The 16,472-nt window shown below is 74.3% G+C and carries 11 protein-coding genes; 8 read left to right on the top strand and 3 right to left on the bottom strand.

Annotated features, from left to right (window positions below):
- The first annotated feature begins 27 nt into the window (after positions 1-27).
- The 7 genes from E1211_RS21340 (at position 28) to nudC (ending at position 13,142) form a co-directional block, all read left to right on the top strand.
- A complete protein-coding gene (locus tag E1211_RS21340) occupies positions 28-3,786 on the top strand; it encodes a PD-(D/E)XK nuclease family protein (RefSeq protein WP_132350779.1) in 3,759 nt (1,252 codons plus the stop codon).
- Positions 3,787-3,849: 63 nt separating this feature from the next.
- Positions 3,850-7,332, top strand: coding sequence for an ATP-dependent DNA helicase (locus tag E1211_RS21335; RefSeq protein WP_132350778.1), 3,483 nt, complete (start codon positions 3,850-3,852; stop codon positions 7,330-7,332).
- A gap of 199 nt (positions 7,333-7,531) precedes the next feature.
- The gene (locus tag E1211_RS21330) at positions 7,532-7,735 is read left to right on the top strand and encodes a cold-shock protein (protein ID WP_076466503.1); all 204 of its coding nucleotides are present in this window, start codon (positions 7,532-7,534) and stop codon (positions 7,733-7,735) included.
- Positions 7,736-7,921: 186 nt separating this feature from the next.
- Entirely contained in the window at positions 7,922-9,256 is a 1,335-nt protein-coding gene (locus tag E1211_RS21325) for a DEAD/DEAH box helicase (protein ID WP_132350777.1), read from the top strand.
- 168 nt (positions 9,257-9,424) lie between these two features.
- Positions 9,425-10,735, top strand: a complete 1,311-nt coding sequence (locus E1211_RS21320) for a pitrilysin family protein (RefSeq protein WP_132350776.1) — start codon at positions 9,425-9,427, stop codon at positions 10,733-10,735.
- A 116-nt stretch (positions 10,736-10,851) separates the two neighbouring features.
- A complete protein-coding gene (locus tag E1211_RS21315) occupies positions 10,852-12,186 on the top strand; it encodes a pitrilysin family protein (RefSeq protein WP_132350775.1) in 1,335 nt (444 codons plus the stop codon).
- A complete protein-coding gene (gene nudC, locus E1211_RS21310) occupies positions 12,183-13,142 on the top strand; it encodes an NAD(+) diphosphatase (protein ID WP_132350774.1) in 960 nt (319 codons plus the stop codon). The genes E1211_RS21315 and nudC overlap by 4 nt, the downstream gene beginning before the upstream one ends.
- Positions 13,143-13,289: 147 nt before the next feature.
- Here nudC and E1211_RS21305 read toward each other — a convergent pair whose 3' ends face one another.
- The 3 genes from E1211_RS21305 to E1211_RS21295 all read right to left on the bottom strand — a co-directional run bounded on the left by E1211_RS21305 (position 13,290) and on the right by E1211_RS21295 (position 15,047).
- Complete coding sequence (locus tag E1211_RS21305; protein ID WP_132350773.1) at positions 13,290-13,553, bottom strand: hypothetical protein; 264 nt, start codon at positions 13,551-13,553, stop codon at positions 13,290-13,292.
- A gap of 212 nt (positions 13,554-13,765) precedes the next feature.
- On the bottom strand, positions 13,766-13,999 hold the full coding sequence (locus tag E1211_RS21300) for a DUF397 domain-containing protein (RefSeq protein ID WP_132350772.1): 234 nt from the start codon (positions 13,997-13,999) through the stop codon (positions 13,766-13,768).
- Positions 14,000-14,066: 67 nt separating this feature from the next.
- On the bottom strand, positions 14,067-15,047 hold the full coding sequence (locus E1211_RS21295; protein WP_132350771.1) for a helix-turn-helix transcriptional regulator: 981 nt from the start codon (positions 15,045-15,047) through the stop codon (positions 14,067-14,069).
- A 229-nt stretch (positions 15,048-15,276) separates the two neighbouring features.
- On the opposite strand from E1211_RS21295, the gene E1211_RS21290 reads away from it, so the two are divergent.
- Positions 15,277-16,472, top strand: a 1,196-nt coding sequence (locus E1211_RS21290) for an MFS transporter (protein WP_243709630.1), incomplete at its 3' end; no start/stop codon positions are given.

The following is a 16,472-nucleotide window of genomic DNA, read 5'->3' as shown; positions in this document are numbered from 1 at the left end:
GTCGTAGGGGCGTGGTGGGATGAGCTGATGCAGGCGTACCGGTTGGTGCGTCGGCCCGCAGGGCCGACCGACGGGGTCGACCGGCCCGGTGGGTCGGCCGGCGGGGTCGACCGGCCCGGTGGGTCGGCCGGCGGGGTCGACCGGCCCGGTGGGTCGGCCGGCGGGGTCGACCGGGCCGAGGGGTCGGTCGACGAGATCCGGCTACCGTCGGGTGTGACCGTCGAGGGCGGCACGTCGGCGCGACCGGCAGGTGATCGACCCGGTCGAGCAGAAGGCGACGGTGCGGCTGCGGCGCCGGCCGTGGGCGAGCGGGCGGCGGGCCGGCCGTGGCGTCCGGGTGACGGCGCGACGCGACGGGCCGACCCGGTGCAGGCGGAGGTGATCGGGCACACCGACGGCCCGATGCTCGTCCTGGGTGGCCCGGGCACCGGCAAGACCAGCACCCTCGTCGAGGCGGTCGCCGCGCGGGTGACCGAGGGGGTCGACCCCGAGCGGATCCTCGTGCTCACCTTCAGCCGGCGGGGCGCCACCGCGCTGCGCCACCGGATCGAGGCCCGGGTGGCCCGCGACGGTCACCGGGTGCTCCGCGAGCCCCTGGTACGCACCTTCCCGGCGTACGCCTTCGGGCTGCTCCGCCGCGCCGCCGCCGAGCGGGGCGAGCCGTCGCCACGGCTGCTCACCGGTCCCGAGCAGGATCTGATCATCCGCGAGCTGCTGGACGTCGTCGGCGAGGAGCCGGAGGACGATCCGGTCGGCTGGCCGGAGGAGATGCGGCCGGCGCTGCGCACCCGCGCCTTCGCCGCCCAGCTGCGCGACCTGTTAATGCGGGCCGCCGAACGCGGGGTGGGCCCGGTGGAGCTGGCCCGCCTCGGCGAGAAGCTCGGCCGGGCCGACTGGCCGGCGGCCGCCCGGTTCCTGCGGGAGTACGTGGCCGTGCTGGCACTGCGGGACGTGAGTAACCGTGGCTCGATCGCCTACGACCCGGCCGAGTTGGTCCGGGCCGCCACCGGGCTGTTGCGCGACGACGAGGAGCTGCTCGCGGCCGAGCGGCGTCGACTGGCGTACGTCTACGTCGACGAGCTGGCCGACACCGACCCGGCCCAGCTGGATCTGCTCGCCGTGGTGGCTGGCGGCGGCAAGTCGCTGGTCGCCTTCGCCGATCCGGATTCATCCACGTACGCCTTCCGCGGCGCCGATCCGGCCGGGGTGACCACGTTCCCGCACCGCTTCCGGACGGTGTCCGGCGCTCCGGCGGCGCAGGTGCTGCTCGCCACCTCCTACCGGGCCGGCCCCCGGCTGCTGACCGCGACCGGCCGGATCTCCCGTCGGCTGCGCGGCCCCGCCACGCACCGCAGGCTGCGACCGCTGCCCGACACGCCGCCCGGCGCCGTGGAGGTGCACACCTTCCGCTCGGCGACGAGCGAGGCCGCCTGGCTGGCCCACACGCTGCGTACGGCGCACCTGCTCGACGGGGTTCCCTGGTCGGAGATGGCGGTGCTGCTCCGCTCCACGGCGCTTCAGCTGCCCACTCTGCGCCGCGCGCTGCACGCCGCCGGGGTGCCCACCGTCGTGCACGGTGAGGATCTGCCGCTCCATCTGCAACCGGCGGTCGCGCCACTGCTCCTGCTGCTGCGCTGCGCGCTCGAACCGGAGCGGCTCGACGAGGAGGCCGCCGTCGCGCTGCTGCACTCACCGCTCGGCGGCGCCGACCCGCTGGCCGAGCGGCGGCTCCGGCAGGGCCTACGCGCCCTGGCGCTGGCCGCCGGCGAACGGCGGCCCTCCGGCGAGCTGCTCGTCGAGGCGCTGCGCGACCCCGCGCAGCTGGCCGGCATCGACCGGCGATGGGCCGAGCCGGCGCAGACGGTGGCCGCGCTGCTGGCGGGCGCCCGAGCGGCGGCGGAGCGTCCCGGCGCCACCGCCGAGGACGTGCTCTGGTCGGTCTGGCAGGCCAGCGGCCTGGCCGAGCGGTGGGCCGGCGCGATCAGCCGGGGACGGCCGGTGCCCGGCGAGGGGGACGTCGCGCGGCGGCGCCGCGCCGAGGCCGCCGACCGTGACCTCGACGCGGTCATGGTGCTCTTCGACGCGGCGGCGCGGTTCACCGACCGGTTGCCCGGTGCGCGTACGGAGGTGTTCCTGGACCACGTGCTCGGCCAGGAGCTGCCGGCCGACACCCTCGCCCCGACCGCCGACCGGGGCGACGCCGTCCGGCTGCTCACCGCGCACGCGGCGAAGGGACTGGAGTGGGACGTGGTCGCGGTCGCCGGGGTCCAGGAGGGGGTCTGGCCCGACCTGCGGCTGCGGGGCAGCCTGCTCGGCTCGGAGCGGCTGGTCGACGTGCTCGCCGGCCGCGCCGTCGACGGGGGCGGGGTCGCCACAGTGGTCGGGCAGACCTCGGCCCTGCTCGACGAGGAGCGGCGGCTGTTCCACGTCGCGGTGAGCCGGGCCCGGCGGCGGCTGCTGGTCAGCGCGGTCGCCTCGGCGGCGGTGGGCGGGGACGACCACGAGGAGCAGCCGAGCCGCTTCCTGCACGAACTCGGGCCGCTCGACCCACCCGGCGACGGTCCGGCCTCGCCCGGTGGCGGTCCAACCTCGGCCGGTGGCGGTCCAACCTCGGCCGGCGGGGGCCCGGTACCGCCCGGGCCGGGCGACGTGGCCGACGGCGGGCCGGCGGAGCATGGCGCGTCGCGCGGCGACGGGGAGGACAGGGGCGGCGACCAGACGGATCACGCCGATGAGGGTCCGGCCCGGCCCTCGGCGCTGCCCGTCACCCGGCCTCCCCGGGCGCTCACGTTGCCCGCCGTCGTCGCCGAGCTGCGCACCGTGGTGGTCGACCCGGCGGTCCCGTACGCCCGGCGGCGCGCCGCGGCGGCCGAGCTGGCCCGGCTCGCGGCGGCCGGGGTCTCCGGCGCGCATCCCGACGACTGGTGGGGGCTGCGCGGGCTCTCCGACGACCGCCCGCTGGTGGACGAGGGGGAGCCGGTCCGGGTGACCCCCTCGGCGATGGAGAGCGCGCTGCGGTGCAGCCTGCGCTGGCTGCTGGAGCGGCACGGCGGCAACGCGCCGGCCAGCACCGCACAGGGAGTGGGCAATCTGGTGCACGCTGCCGCGATGCTCGCCGAGGACGCCAGCGCCGACCGGGGCGCGCTGCTCGACTACGTGGCCGCCAGGTTCGACGCCATCGAACTGGCCGCCCGCTGGATGGCCGGGCCGGAGCGGTCGCGGGCCGAGGCGATGGTCGACAAGCTGCTCCGCTGGCTGGCCGGGAATCCTCGCCGGTTGCTCGCCATCGAGCACGAGTTCGCCGTACGTCTGGACGACCCGCACCACCCCGTCGAGCTGGTCGGACGGGTCGACCGGCTGGAGGTCGACGCCGAGGGGCGACTCGTGGTGGTCGACCTGAAGACCGGCAAGTCCACCGCGGTGACCGGGAGCGACCTGGCCGAGCATCCGCAGTTGGGCGCGTACCAGGCGGCCGTCGAGGCGGGAGCGTTCGCCGACTTCGGCGACGAGTCCGGTGGCGCTGCCCTGGTGCAGCTCGGCACGACGGCGAAGGAAGCGAAGGAGCAGAGCCAGCCGCCGGCCGCGCAGGGGCCGGAGGCCGGCTGGGCGACCGCGCTGGTGCGTCGCACCGCCGATACGATGGCGGCCGCCACCTTCGCCGCCGTCGCGAACTCGAAGTGCCGGGTCTGCCCGGTGCGGACCAGCTGCCCGGTCTCCGGTCAGGGGCGCCAGGTCGTCGAACCGCCGGCCGTCCGCCGCCAGGGGCAGCCGGAACGCGGGGAGTGAGCTGACGAGCGTGAGCGCGAGGAGTGGCCCGACTGGCCCCGAGCCGCGAACCGAGGTGTCGCCGTGACCCAGCCCGCCCTCTTCGGCGCCGCGACCCCGGCGCCCCGGGTGGCCGACGCCGGGCCCCGCTACACCCCCGTCGAGCTGGCCCGCCTGCTGCGGCTGCCGGCGCCCACCCGGGAGCAGGCGGCGATCATCGCCGCGCCGGTGGAGCCGCTGCTGGTGGTCGCGGGCGCCGGGTCCGGCAAGACGGAGACGATGGCCGCCCGGGTGGTCTGGCTGGTGGCCAACTCGTACGTCCGTCCCGAGCAGGTGCTCGGGCTGACCTTCACCCGCAAGGCGGCCGGCGAGCTGGCGCACCGCGTCCGCACCCGTCTCGACCAGCTGATCCGGCGGCTCGGCCGGCGGCAGCGGGACCCGCTGGACGATCCGCTCGCGGGTGAGCCGACCATCGCCACCTACCACTCGTACGCCGGGCGGATCGTCGCCGAGCACGGGCTGCGCGCCGGCTACGAGCCGTCCACCCGGCTGCTCACCGAGGCGTCCCGCTGGCAGTTGGTGGACCTGCTGGTGCGCAACTTCGACGGCGACATGTCCGAGGTGGACCGGATGCCGAGCACCGTCACCGACGCGGTGCTGGCGCTCGCCGGCGAGCTGGACGAGCACCTGGTGGGCCCGGACGAGCTGGCCGCCTGGACCGGCCGGTTCTTCGCGGAGGTGCAGGCGAATCCCGGTCGGGTCTACGCCGACGTGCGCAAGGCGCTCCAGCTCCAGCAGACGCGCCTGAAGTTGCTTCCGCTGGTCCGGGCGTACGCCCGCCGCAAGGAGGACTTCGAGGCGATGGACTTCGCCGACCAGCTGGCCCGGGCGGCACGGGTGGCCCGGGACCACCCGGGGGTCGGCGCGATCGAGCGGGACCGCTACCGGGTGGTGCTGCTCGACGAGTACCAGGACACCAGCCACGCCCAGGTGGTGCTCCTCGGCGCCCTGTTCGGCGGCGGGCACCCGGTGACCGCGGTCGGTGACCCGTGCCAGTCCATCTACGGCTGGCGAGGGGCGTCGGCGGGCACGCTGGACCGGTTCCCCGCCGAGTTCGCGCGCCGCGACGGCACGCCCGCCTCCGCACTCGGCCTGACCACCAGCTGGCGCAACCGGCCGGAGATCCTCGCGGTGGCGAACGCGCTGGCCACGCCGCTGCGGGCGGCCGGCGCGCGGGTGCCGGAGCTGCACGCCGCGCCTACCGTCCGCGATCCGATTCCGCATCGCAGCCCGCGCGGCGCGGCCGGCGGCACCGTGCACTGCGCCCTGCTCGAGACGTACGCCGACGAGGCGGCGTGGATCGCCGACAGCGTGCTGGCCGCGTGGCGGGGGGCCGCCCGGATGCCCGACGCGCTGCCCGAGCACATCCCGGTGCCGCAGCGGCCGACGACCGCCGTGCTGGTCCGGGTACGCAGCCAGATCCCGGCGATCGAGTCGGCGCTGCGCGAACGTGGCCTGCCGGTCGAGGTGGTGGGCCTGGGTGGCCTGCTGGACACCCCGGAGGTGCGCGACGTGGTCTGCACCCTGCGGGTGCTGGCCGACCCGACCGACGGTGCGGCGCTGCTGCGCCTGCTCACCGGCGCGCGCTGGCGGATCGGGCCGCGTGACCTGGTGGCCCTGCACCGCCGGGCCCGCGCCATAGCGGTGGCCCGGCATCAGCTCGCCGCCGACGGCGCGCCCGAGATCACGCCGGACCAGCTCGACGAGGCGACGCTCGTCGAGGCGCTGGCCGACCTCGGCCCGGCGCAGGCGTACTCGGCGGAGGGCTACGCGCGGCTGCGCGCGTACGGTCGGGAGCTGGCGCTGCTCCGCTACCGGCTCGACCAGTCGCTGCCGGATCTGATCGCGGACATCGAGCGGACCGTCGGCCTGGACGTGGAGGTCGCGGTCCGGGCCGGCCGGGACGGCACGGGGGACGCCGGCCTGGCCCGCGGTCACCTGGACGCGCTCGGTGACGTGGCGGCCAGGTTCAGCGGCGAGACGCCGGGGGCGACGCTCTCGGCGTTCCTGGCCTACCTGGCCGCCGCCGAGGACGAGGAGCGTGGCCTCACCCCGGGCGAGGTGGAGGTCGTCGAGGGGGCGGTGCAGGTGCTCACCGCACACGCTGCCAAGGGTCTGGAGTGGGACGTGGTGGCGGTCGCCGGCCTCACCCGTGGCGTCTGGCCGGGTCCGGTCCGCAATTCCGACCACTGGCTCGGCGGGCTGGGCGTACTTCCCTTCCCGCTGCGCGGCGACGCCGACGGCCTGCCCCGGTTGGAGCTCGGTGAGGTGACCGACCAGCGCGGGGTGGCCCGGGCGTTGGCCGACTTCACCGACGACTGGCGGGCGCACGACGAGCGGGAGGAGCGGCGGCTGGCGTACGTCGCGGTGACCCGCCCCCGCCGGCTGCTGCTCTGCTCCGGCTACTGGTGGGGGGAGGGGACCAAGCGGGCCCGTGGCCCGTCGGTCTTCCTGCTCGAGGTGCAGGACGCCGGTGCGGAGGGCGGGCCCGGCCACCTGGTCGACGTCTGGGCAGCCGAGCCGGCGCCGGACGCGGTGAATCCGACCACCGAGGTGGTGCTCCGGGCGGAGTGGCCGGCCGATCCGTTGGGCGCGCGCCGGCCGGCGCTGACCGAGGCCGCGGCGATGGTCCGGCGGTTCCTGACCGAGGGGGCGGGGGCCGACGCGGAAACGGGCAGCCCGCGCGAGGCGGGCGACGCCGCGCCGACCAGTGCCCGCGACGCGCACGGCGGCGCGCCTGCCGGCGAGCCGGCCGGGGGCGACGTCGGACCGGATCCGGTGGCGGACGACCCGGAGGTGGCGCGCTGGCGGCAGGAGGTCGACCTGTTGCTGGCCGAGCGCGCCGAGCTGACCCGGGTCACCGGCCCGGTCGAGGTGGCGCTCCCCGGTCACCTGAGCGTCACCCAGCTGGTGGCGTTGCGCCGCGACCCGCACGGGCTGGCCCGTACGCTGCGCCGCCCGGTGCCCACCGAGCCCAACCCGTACGCCCGGCGGGGCACCGCCTTCCACACCTGGCTGGAGCAGCGGTTCGGTGCGGATCGGCTGCTCGACGTGGACGAGTTGCCGGGAGCGGCCGACGCGGACGCCGCTCCGGACGAGGCTCTCGCCGAGTTGCAGGAGCGCTTCCTGGCGAGCGAGTGGGCCGAGCGGGTGCCGGTCGAGGTGGAGGTGCCGTTCGCCACGGTCATCGCCGGGGTGGTGGTCCGGGGCCGGATGGACGCGGTCTTCGGCCGTCCGGGCGGCCGGTACGACGTGGTGGACTGGAAGACCGGCGCGCAGCCGACCGGCGCCGCGGCGGAGGCCGCCGCCGTGCAACTGGCCGTCTACCGGGTGGCCTGGGCGGAGTTGGCCGGGGTCCCGGTCGACCGGGTGGGCGCGGCCTTCCACTACGTACGGGACGGGGTGACCGTCCGTCCGGCGGATCTGCTCGACGTGGCCGGGTTGACGAACCTGATCGCCGCCGTGCCCGACACGGCGGAACCCGACACATCGCGCCCGCATCCGTGATAGGTTGACGTTGTTGCAGTTTTGGTTACCAGAGACTCTGTGTGCGCCTGGTGGATCGTGACCCCAGGCGCACTTTGTTGTGTCCGGAGTTCTCCGGGCGGGGCGACCAGCAGCGACAGGTGCTCGACGCGATTCCGCGCGAGTGCTCTACCGGGCTCGCAGCAGGTGCGGGTTCGACGTTCCGTCAAGGAGACGAAACATGGCAATTGGCACGGTCAAGTGGTTCAACGCTGACAAGGGCTTCGGGTTCATCACCCCGGACGACGGCGGCGCCGACGTCTTCGCGCACTTCTCGGCGATCCAGTCCTCCGGCTACCGGAGCCTGGACGAGAACCAGCGGGTCGAGTTCGAGGTGACGCAGGGCCAGAAGGGCCCGCAGGCGGCCAACATCCGCCCGCTCTGATCGTCAGGTAACTCCGTACCACCCACTTCGCCCCCTGGGGCGCAGTGACGAGCCGGCCCGCCGCGCGGCGGGCCGGCTCGTACCCCATTCGGTTCGTGCTTGCGACCGCCGGCGGCTCCGCCGCTTCGGCGACAGCGCCACCCCGGCGCCTTCCTCGACACGTTCCGCCTCGAGGAAGGCTTTCCCATGACTGACGTCATCCCGTCGTTCGCCAGTACCGGCCTGGATCCGGCCCTGCTCGCCGCGTTGTCGGCGCAGGGCATCGCCGAGCCGTTCCCCATCCAGTCCGCCACCCTGCCCGACTCGCTCGCCGGCCGGGACGTGCTCGGCCGCGGTCGTACCGGCTCCGGCAAGACCCTCGCCTTCGGGCTCCCCCTGCTGCACCGCACCGCCGGCCGGCGGGCCCGCGCGGGCCGTCCGCTGGCGCTGGTGCTGGTGCCGACCCGTGAGCTGGCCCAGCAGGTGACCGCGGCGCTCTCCCCGTACGCCCGCGCGGTCGGGCTGCGCTGCGCGACGGTGGTCGGGGGTCTGTCGCTGCACCGGCAGGCGGAGACGCTGCGCGCCGGGGTGGAGGTGCTCGTCGCCACGCCCGGCCGGCTGCACGACCTGATCAACCGTGGCGACGCCCGCCTCGACCAGGTCCAGGTCACGGTGCTCGACGAGGCCGACCAGATGGCCGACATGGGCTTCCTGCCGCAGGTCACGAAGCTGCTGGAGCAGGTCGCCCCGGACGGGCAGCGGATGCTCTTCTCCGCCACCCTGGACGGCGGCGTGGACCGCTTGGTCCGCCGCTTCCTGAGCGACCCGGTGTCGCACTCGGTCGACCCGGGCACGGCCACCGTCACCGCTATGAGCCACCACGTGCTGCACGTCGACCCGGCGGAGAAGTCGGCCGCGGTCACTCAAATCGCCGCCCGCGAGGGGCGGACCATCCTCTTCCTCGGCACCAAGCACCGGGCCGACCGGCTCGCCCGTCAGCTGCTGGCCCGGGGCGTACGCGCCGCGGCGCTGCACGGCGGCAAGTCGCAGCCGCAGCGAACCCGGATCCTGGAGCAGTTCCGCACCGGGCTGGTGACCACCCTGGTCGCCACCGACGTGGCGGCCCGGGGCATCCACGTCGACGGGCTGGACCTGGTGGTCAACGTGGATCCGCCCACCGAGGCGAAGGACTACCTGCACCGGGGCGGCCGTACGGCCCGCGCCGGTCAGGCCGGCCGGGTGGTGACCCTGGTCGTGCCGGAGCAGCGCCGGGACGTCTCCCGTCTCATGGCGACGGCCGGCATCCGCCCCGAGTCGGTGCAGGTGCGCTCCGGCGACGACGCGCTGGCCCGGCTGACCGGGGCACGGGAACCCTCCGGTGTGCCGGTGACGATCGCGCCACCGGCGCCCGCCGCGGCCAACCGTCCCGCCTCGGGGCGGGCGACCGGCGGGGCGACCGACGGGGATGGGCGGCAGGTGGGCCGGCCCACGCATCGTGCGTCGGGGCGGTCCCGTCGTCCACGCCGTCCGCGCCGCGACTGACGCCTGCCGGCCCACCACCGGACTGTCGAAGACAACGGCCGTCCGGCGGTGGGCGCCGGACCGCCGTTGCGGCACCCGGACCCGTGCGTCAATGCGCCGGCTACCCCGGTCGCGGCGGCTGTCGAAGGTCACACGTGGCGGACGTGTCGACGCGCTAGGGTCGGTCACGTGGCGGCGCGGAGATCGAGAATTCCAGCGACCAAATATCCAGTCGAGCGGTTCAACCTCGACAACGGCCTGCGGGTGGTCCTCACCCCGGACCGGAGCGCCCCGGTGATCGGGGTCGCCGTCGTCTACGACGTCGGCATCCGCTCCGAACCGGAGGGACGCACCGGCTTCGCTCACCTCTTCGAGCACCTCATGTTCCAGGGCTCGGAGAATTTGGAGAAGCTGGCCCACTTCCGGCACGTGCAGGGCGCCGGCGGCACCTTCAACGGCTCCACCCACCTCGACTACACCGATTACTTCGAGACGTTGCCGAGCAACGCCCTCGAACGGGCGCTCTTCCTCGAGGCCGACCGGATGCGCGGCCCCCGGTTGACCGAGGAGAACCTGCGTAACCAGGTGGACGTGGTCAAGGAGGAGATCCGGGTCAACGTGCTGAACCGGCCGTACGGCGGGTTTCCCTGGCTGACCCTGCCGCCGGTCATGTTCGACACGTTCCCCAACGCCCACGACGGCTACGGCTCCTTCGACGACCTGGAGTCGGCCACCGTCGCCGACGCGGCGGACTTCTTCCGGCGCTACTACGCCAGCGGCAACGCCGTACTGGCGGTCAGCGGCGACATCGACGTGGCGGAGGCGACCACGCTCATCGAACGGCACTTCGGCGACGTGCCGGCCCGGCCCGCCCCGCAGCGCCCCGACTTCACCGAGCCCGACCTGACCGCCGAGCGGCGCACGTCGTACACGGACAAGCTCGCCCCGCTGCCGGCGGTCGCCAGCGCCTGGCGGGTACCGGACCCGCACACCGACTTCCTCGGCTACCTGCCGTACGTGGTGCTGGCCGAGGTGCTCACCGACGGCGACGCCTCCCGGCTGGTCGAGCGGCTGGTGCAGCGGGACCGCACGGTCACCAGCGTGGGCGGCTACCTCGGCTTCATGGGCGACCCGTTCGACGTCCGCGACCCGACGGCGCTGCTGCTCCAGGCCCACCTGCCGCCCGGCGGGGACGTGGAGAAGGTGCTGCGCACCGTCGACGAGGAACTGGACCGGCTGGCCACCGACGGGTTGGCCGAGGGGGAGTTGGCTCGTACCCAGGCCCGCATGGCCACCCACCTGCTGCGCGACACCGACGCGGTGCTCGGCCGGGCGCTGCGGATGGCGGTGCTGGAGCAGCAGCGTGCCGAGCCGGGCCTGCTCAACGAGCTGCCCCGGCTGGTCGGCGAGGTCACCGACGAGCAGGTGCGCGCCGCCGCCGCCATGCTGCGGCCGCAGCGCCGCGCCACGATCGAGGTCATCGCCGGGGGCGCCCGGTGAGCGCGAGCAGTAGACCGGGTTCGCGAGCCGCGCAGTCGCGAACGAAGAAGGACCCGGTGAGCGCGAGGAGTGAGCCGGGTTTGCGAGCCCCGCAGTCGCGAACGAAGAAGGAGAACGTGACGGCAACCGTCGATCCGGCGCCGCGGACCCTGCCGCCGCTCGGCCCCAATCGCAAGCTCAAGCTACCGAAGCAGGCGGAGCGGACGCTGGCCAACGGCCTCACCGTGATCGCGGTACGCCGGCCGGCGGTGCCCCTGGTCGAGCTGCGGCTCTGGGTGCCCTTCGGGCGTACCCAGCTGGCCCGCGGCGCGATGCTCGCGCAGACCGTGCTCTCCGGCACGGAGACCCACACCGCGACGCAGATCGCCGCGGAGCTGCAGAAGGTCGGCGGTGGTCTCGCCGCCGGGGTCGACCCGGACCGGCTCATGCTCTCCGGGGCGAGCCTCGTCTCCGGTCTGGGCCGGATGCTGGAGCTGCTCGCCGATGTCCTCACCGGGGCCACCTATCCGGGTGACTGGGTGGAGATCGAGCGGGATCGCCTGGTCGACCGGATCCAGGTCGCTCAGAGCCAGCCCGCCCACCTGGCCCGGACGGCGCTGCTCAAGCGGATCTACGGCCGGCACCCGTACGCGGTGCAGACCCCGGAGCCGGATCAGGTTCGGGCGGTCCGTCCGCCCGTCCTGCGTCGGCTGCACGGCGAGCGGGTACACCCGGCCGGCGCGGTGCTGGTGCTGGTCGGCGATGTGCACCCGGACCGCGCGCTGGACGCCGCCGAGGAGGCGCTCTCCGGTTGGAAGGGCGACGGGCAGCCGGCCGAGCTGCCGTCCGCCCCGCCGCTGGAGCCGGGCCCGCTGCTGCTGGTCGACCGGCCGGGTTCGGTGCAGTCGTCGCTGCGGGTCGCGCTGCCGGCGGTGCCCCGCACCCACCCGGACCACGCGGCGCTGCAGCTGGCCAACCTGATCTTCGGGGGCTACTTCTCCTCGCGCTGGGTCGAGAACATCCGCGAGGACAAGGGCTACACCTACGGACCGCACTCGGTGGTCGAACATTCGGTGGCCGGTTCGGTGCTGGTCGCCGGCGCCGAGGTGGCGACCGAGGTGACCGCTCCGGCGCTGCTCGAGACGATGTACGAGCTGGGCCGGCTCGCCTCGCTGCCGCCGAAGGAGGAGGAGCTGGAGCAGGCCCGCCAGTACGCGCTCGGCACCCTTCAGCTCGGCATGTCCACCCAGGCCGGCCTGGCCGCTCTCGTCAGCGCGTACGCGGGCAACGGCCTGCGGCTGGACTTCCTGGCCGAGCACGCCGCACGGCTCGCGAAGGCCACCGTCGAGGACGTCGCGGAGGCCGGGGCCCGTTACCTCGCCCCGGCGAACGCGGTCACCGTGGTGCTCGGGGACGCCGAACGGATCGCCCCGTCGCTGGCCACGCTGACCCCGGTCGAGACATCGTCATGAGCGGGGAGAGCGCCCCACCACTGGCCCGTTCCACGCTGGATCGGGCCGCGCACCACCGTACGGATCGGGTCTGGCTGGCGGAGGCGTGGCTGCGGGGTCGGGTGCTGGTGTTGGACTCCACGGCGGAGGGCCGGACGCTGGTACGGACGGACGCGAACCCGCCGGAGCTGGTCCTGTTCAGCGCCGATGACCTGCCACCGGGCAGCGAGGCGGCGGCGATGTTCCTCGGGGTGGAGGAGGACGGGACGCCCGTCTTCGCGGTGGACACTCCGTTGCCGGAGCTGGCCGGCAGCCGGGTGGTCGGCCTGCGCGACGTCGGCCACCTGCTCAGCGACCGGGACGCCGGCCTGTTCACCACGGCGTTGGCGCTGCTCAACTGGCACATCCGGCACGGCTACTCGTCGGCCAGCGGGTCACCGACCGAGATGGACGAGGCGGGTTGGTCCCGGATCGACCGCGACGGTGATCGGGTCTGGCCGCGTACCGACCCGGCCATGATCGTGCTGGTGTATGACGGGGTGGCGGGCCTGGCGGGGCGGTGCCTGCTGGGCAACAACGCCGCCTGGCCGAGCAGCCCCGGGCAGCGGCGCTTCTCCTGCCTCGCCGGCTACGTCGAGCCGGGGGAGTCGGCCGAGGCCGCAGTGCTGCGCGAGGTCCGCGAGGAGGTCGGCGTCGGGGTCGGGAACATCACGTACGTCGGTAGCCAGGCCTGGCCGTTCCCCGGTTCGCTGATGCTCGGTTTCCTGGCCACCGCCGACCCGGAGGACCCGGTGCGGATCGACCCCACCGAGATCGCGTACGCCCGCTGGTTCACCCGGGCGGAGATCGGCGCGGCGCTGGCCGGCCGGACGGTGGACGTGGGCGGGGGCGCCCAACTGGTGCTGCCGCCACCCGCGTCGATCGCGCTCTTCCTGATCCATCGCTGGCTGGACGGCTGGGTGGACGAGGCGCGCTGAGTGCGGGAGCCGCCGGAGCGGCCGTGCCGGATGCGGTCCCGGCCCGTGACCGTCGTTGCCGCGGCGGTCACGGGCCGGGAACACGGGCCGTCGTGGTCGGTGGGCGAGGAACACGGCGGGGGAGCCGGTCCGGCCACGACGGACGCCTCATGTCTGCCGGCTGCCGTAGGCGGGTAGGGGTTCGCCGAGCGGCAGCACCTTGATCCGTTGCCGGCCCGCGCGGACCGCGCCCACCGAGGCCAGGGCGCGGGCCAGGTGCAGGGCGGCCTCCCGGTCTTCGGCGTGGACGACCTGCCGGCGTGGTTCGGGCGCGGTCGTCTCGTCGCGCAACCGGTGGCCGCCGGCCCAGGCGGCGGCGATGTCCCCGTCGGCGACGGAGCGGATGTCGGTGCGAACGATCAGGAACCGCATGGGGGTCTCCGATGAGCCGCGACTGGTGAGCCGGTGTGGAAGTTCCACGTCACTCACTCGTCATGTTACGCGCCGTGTTCGTCCCAGCAAGTGAAACTCGACGATTGGTTCGGAGCGTCGTCCGATCAGGGGATGGCTGGTCAGCGGCGGTCCGGTCGGAAATGCGACAGGGCCGCCGGCGTGCCACCGGCGGCCCTGTCTCGTCGACCCGGTCAGTTCAGATCGAACTGACCCTCTTTCGCGCCCGCGATGAAGCCGAGCCAACCGGCACGGTTGAACAACAGCACCGGGCCCTGCGGGTCCTTGCTGTCCCGCAGCGCGATGGCGGCGGCGCCCACCGGGGCGACCTCCACGCAGTTGGAGGTCTGGCTGCGGGTGCTCTTGCGCCACGGGGCGTCCGCCAGCTGTCGGGCGGGGACGGACACGTTGTTGCGGATCTCGTTCATGGTTGCTCCATTCGAACCGCTCCGATGGGACGAGTGGTGCACGCTCCGACGGAGGGTCCCCCGTGGATCACCGTTCCGTCAGTCGCCCCGGCTGCCGGCGGCGTTGGACCGGCGCCGTTGCCGGCCCGTACGCCACTGTGGACGGGGAGTCCGCCTCGGTCAGCCGTCCCGTCGACTCGATCAGCCAGGCGAGGGTGTCCGAGGCGGGAAGTGCCGCCGTACATAGCCACTCGAACACCACTTTATAGCGATTCAGGGTTTTTGCGTCGGTCGACATGACGTCGGTGAAGCCACCTTCGATGGCGACCGTCTCCGGATCGAGCGGATCGGCGAACCGGTAGAGGGAGAACGCGGTCGGCGGGAGGTACCACTCGCCGACCCGGGTCTCGCGGAGCAGCACGTGCAGCGTCACGTTCGGCAGCAGGGCCAGCTCGCAGAGCTGGACCAACTGCTCGTGCAGCACCTCCGGCGGGCCGGCCCGGTGGCCGAGCGCCGCCTCCTCGATGACCGCGGTGTAGCGGGGTGGGTCGTACTCCCGCGTGAGCAGCGACTGCCGGGCGAGACGGGCCTGCACCTCCGTCTCCGTCTCCTCGGCGGGCTCCGGATCACCGGCCTGGTCGGCGACCTGCCGGGCCGAGGCGATCCGTACGCCCGCGTAGCCGGCCGTCTGCAACAGCCCGGGGACGAGCACCGGGTTGTACTCGGAGATCCCGGCACAGCCCGCCTCCAGCTCGGCGAAGCTGCGCTGCTGCTGGGTCATGACCGGGAAGTTCTTCAGCCAGCCGCGCATGTCGCCGGCCTCCAGGGTGATGCCGAGCAGCTCGTCACGGAGCGACTCGTCGGCCCGGTAGAGGTCGAGCAGGGTCCGGACGTCCTCCGGATCCGGCCGGCTGCGTCCGTTCTCCAGACGGGACAGTTTGGACGCGGATGCCCAGCCGATCCGCTCGATGACCTGGTCCCCGGTGAGGCCCGCGGTCTCGCGCAGTCGGCGCAGCTCGGTGCCGAGCCTGCGGCGGCGCAGGATCGGGCTGGGTGAGGCAGGAGGCAAGGGTGTCCTCTTTCCCATCGACCGCCGCAGACGCGACGGTAACTGTATGAAGTTCGCCCCCCACGGTCAGTATGGACGGCGCGGCCGGTGTCGGACGTTCCAGCGGGGGCGTGTCTTGCAGAAAAGAGGACCGTGGAACGTGCGACCGCCCCACGACGGCGTCCGGACCGCCCACGCCACCCCGAAGAGCGTGCCCAGCGCGGGTACGCCACCGCCAGCCGGAGGATCCATGCGCCACGTCCTGCGCCGACCCGAGTTCCGCCTGCTCTTCTGCGGGCTGCTGGCCAGCATGAGCGCGGAGTCCATCCTGCTGCTCGCGCTCGCCATCTGGGTCAAGGACCTCACCGGCTCCGACGGCATGGCGGGTGCCACCATCTTCGCGGTCATCGCGCCGATGACGCTGGCGCCGCTGGTCGGGTGGTTCGTCGACCGGTACCCGCGGCGACCGTTCTTCGTGCTGGCGAACCTGGTGACCGCGGTGCTGCTGGGCCCGCTCTTCCTCGTCCGGGACCGCGACGACGTGTGGATCGTGTACGCGGTGGCCGCCCTGTACGGACTCTCGTACCTCGCGCTCAGCGCCGCGCTCAGCGGGCTGATCCGGCAACTGGTCCCGATCGAGCTGCTGGCCGAGGCGAACGGCGTGCTCCAGACCGTACGCCAGGGGCTGCGCCTGATCGGCCCGCTCGCCGGCGCCGGTCTCTACGCCGCGATCGGCGGCCCCGCCCTGGCCGGGGTCGGTGTGCTCGGGTTCGTGACGGCGGCCGCGGTGGTGGGGATGCTGCGTACCCGGGAGGAGACGCCGGTGCTCGCGGGGCCGCGCTGGTCGGCCGAGGTGAGTGCGGGCCTGCGGCATCTGGCCGGTGAACCCGCGTTGCGTCGGGCGCTCTTCGGTTACGGGCTCGGCTCGCTCGTGATGGGCTTCACCGAGTCGTTGATCTTCGCATACGTCGACCAGGGGCTCCGCCGGGACGCCGCGTTCGTCGGGGTCCTGGTCACCGTGCAGGGCGTCGGCGGGCTGGTCGGCGGGCTCTGCTCACCCGGTGCGGTACGCCGTCTCGGCGAGGTGGGCACCCTCGCGACCGGAGTGGCGTTCTTCGGGCCGGCCGCCCTGGCGCTGGCCTATCCCGATCTCCGGCTCGGGGTGGCGGCGGTGCTGCTGGCCGGGGTGTCGATCCCGCTGACCATGGTCGGCCTGAACACGCTCATCCAGCGTCGTACCCCGCCGCGCCTGCTCGGCCGGGTCACGGCCGCCTCCGAGGCGGTGGTCAGCGGGCCCCAGGCCCTCTCGATAGGCGTCGGCGCGTTGCTGGTCGGTGCGCTCGACTACCGGCTGCTCTTCCTGCTGACCGGACTGGTCACCCTGCTCGCGGGCGGCTATCTCTGGCGCTCCCGGCACCTGACCCCGCCCGACCCGACCCCCTACCG

The sequence above is a fragment of the Micromonospora sp. 15K316 genome (genome assembly GCF_004348525.1).
GTDB lineage: Bacteria > Actinomycetota > Actinomycetes > Mycobacteriales > Micromonosporaceae > Micromonospora.
The sequence above is the reverse complement of the archived record's forward strand: the minus strand, read 5'-3'. Positions and strand labels throughout refer to the sequence as shown.

Coding starts and splice junctions, on each gene's coding strand:
- E1211_RS21340 (WP_132350779.1), top strand. CDS start 28: ATGCAGGCGTACCGGTTGGTGCGTCGGCCCGCAGGGCCGACCGACGGG.
- E1211_RS21330 (WP_076466503.1), top strand. CDS start 7,532: ATGGCAATTGGCACGGTCAAGTGGTTCAACGCTGACAAGGGCTTCGGG.
- E1211_RS21325 (WP_132350777.1), top strand. CDS start 7,922: ATGACTGACGTCATCCCGTCGTTCGCCAGTACCGGCCTGGATCCGGCC.
- nudC (WP_132350774.1), top strand. CDS start 12,183: ATGAGCGGGGAGAGCGCCCCACCACTGGCCCGTTCCACGCTGGATCGG.
- E1211_RS21305 (WP_132350773.1), bottom strand. CDS start 13,553: ATGCGGTTCCTGATCGTTCGCACCGACATCCGCTCCGTCGCCGACGGG.
- E1211_RS21300 (WP_132350772.1), bottom strand. CDS start 13,999: ATGAACGAGATCCGCAACAACGTGTCCGTCCCCGCCCGACAGCTGGCG.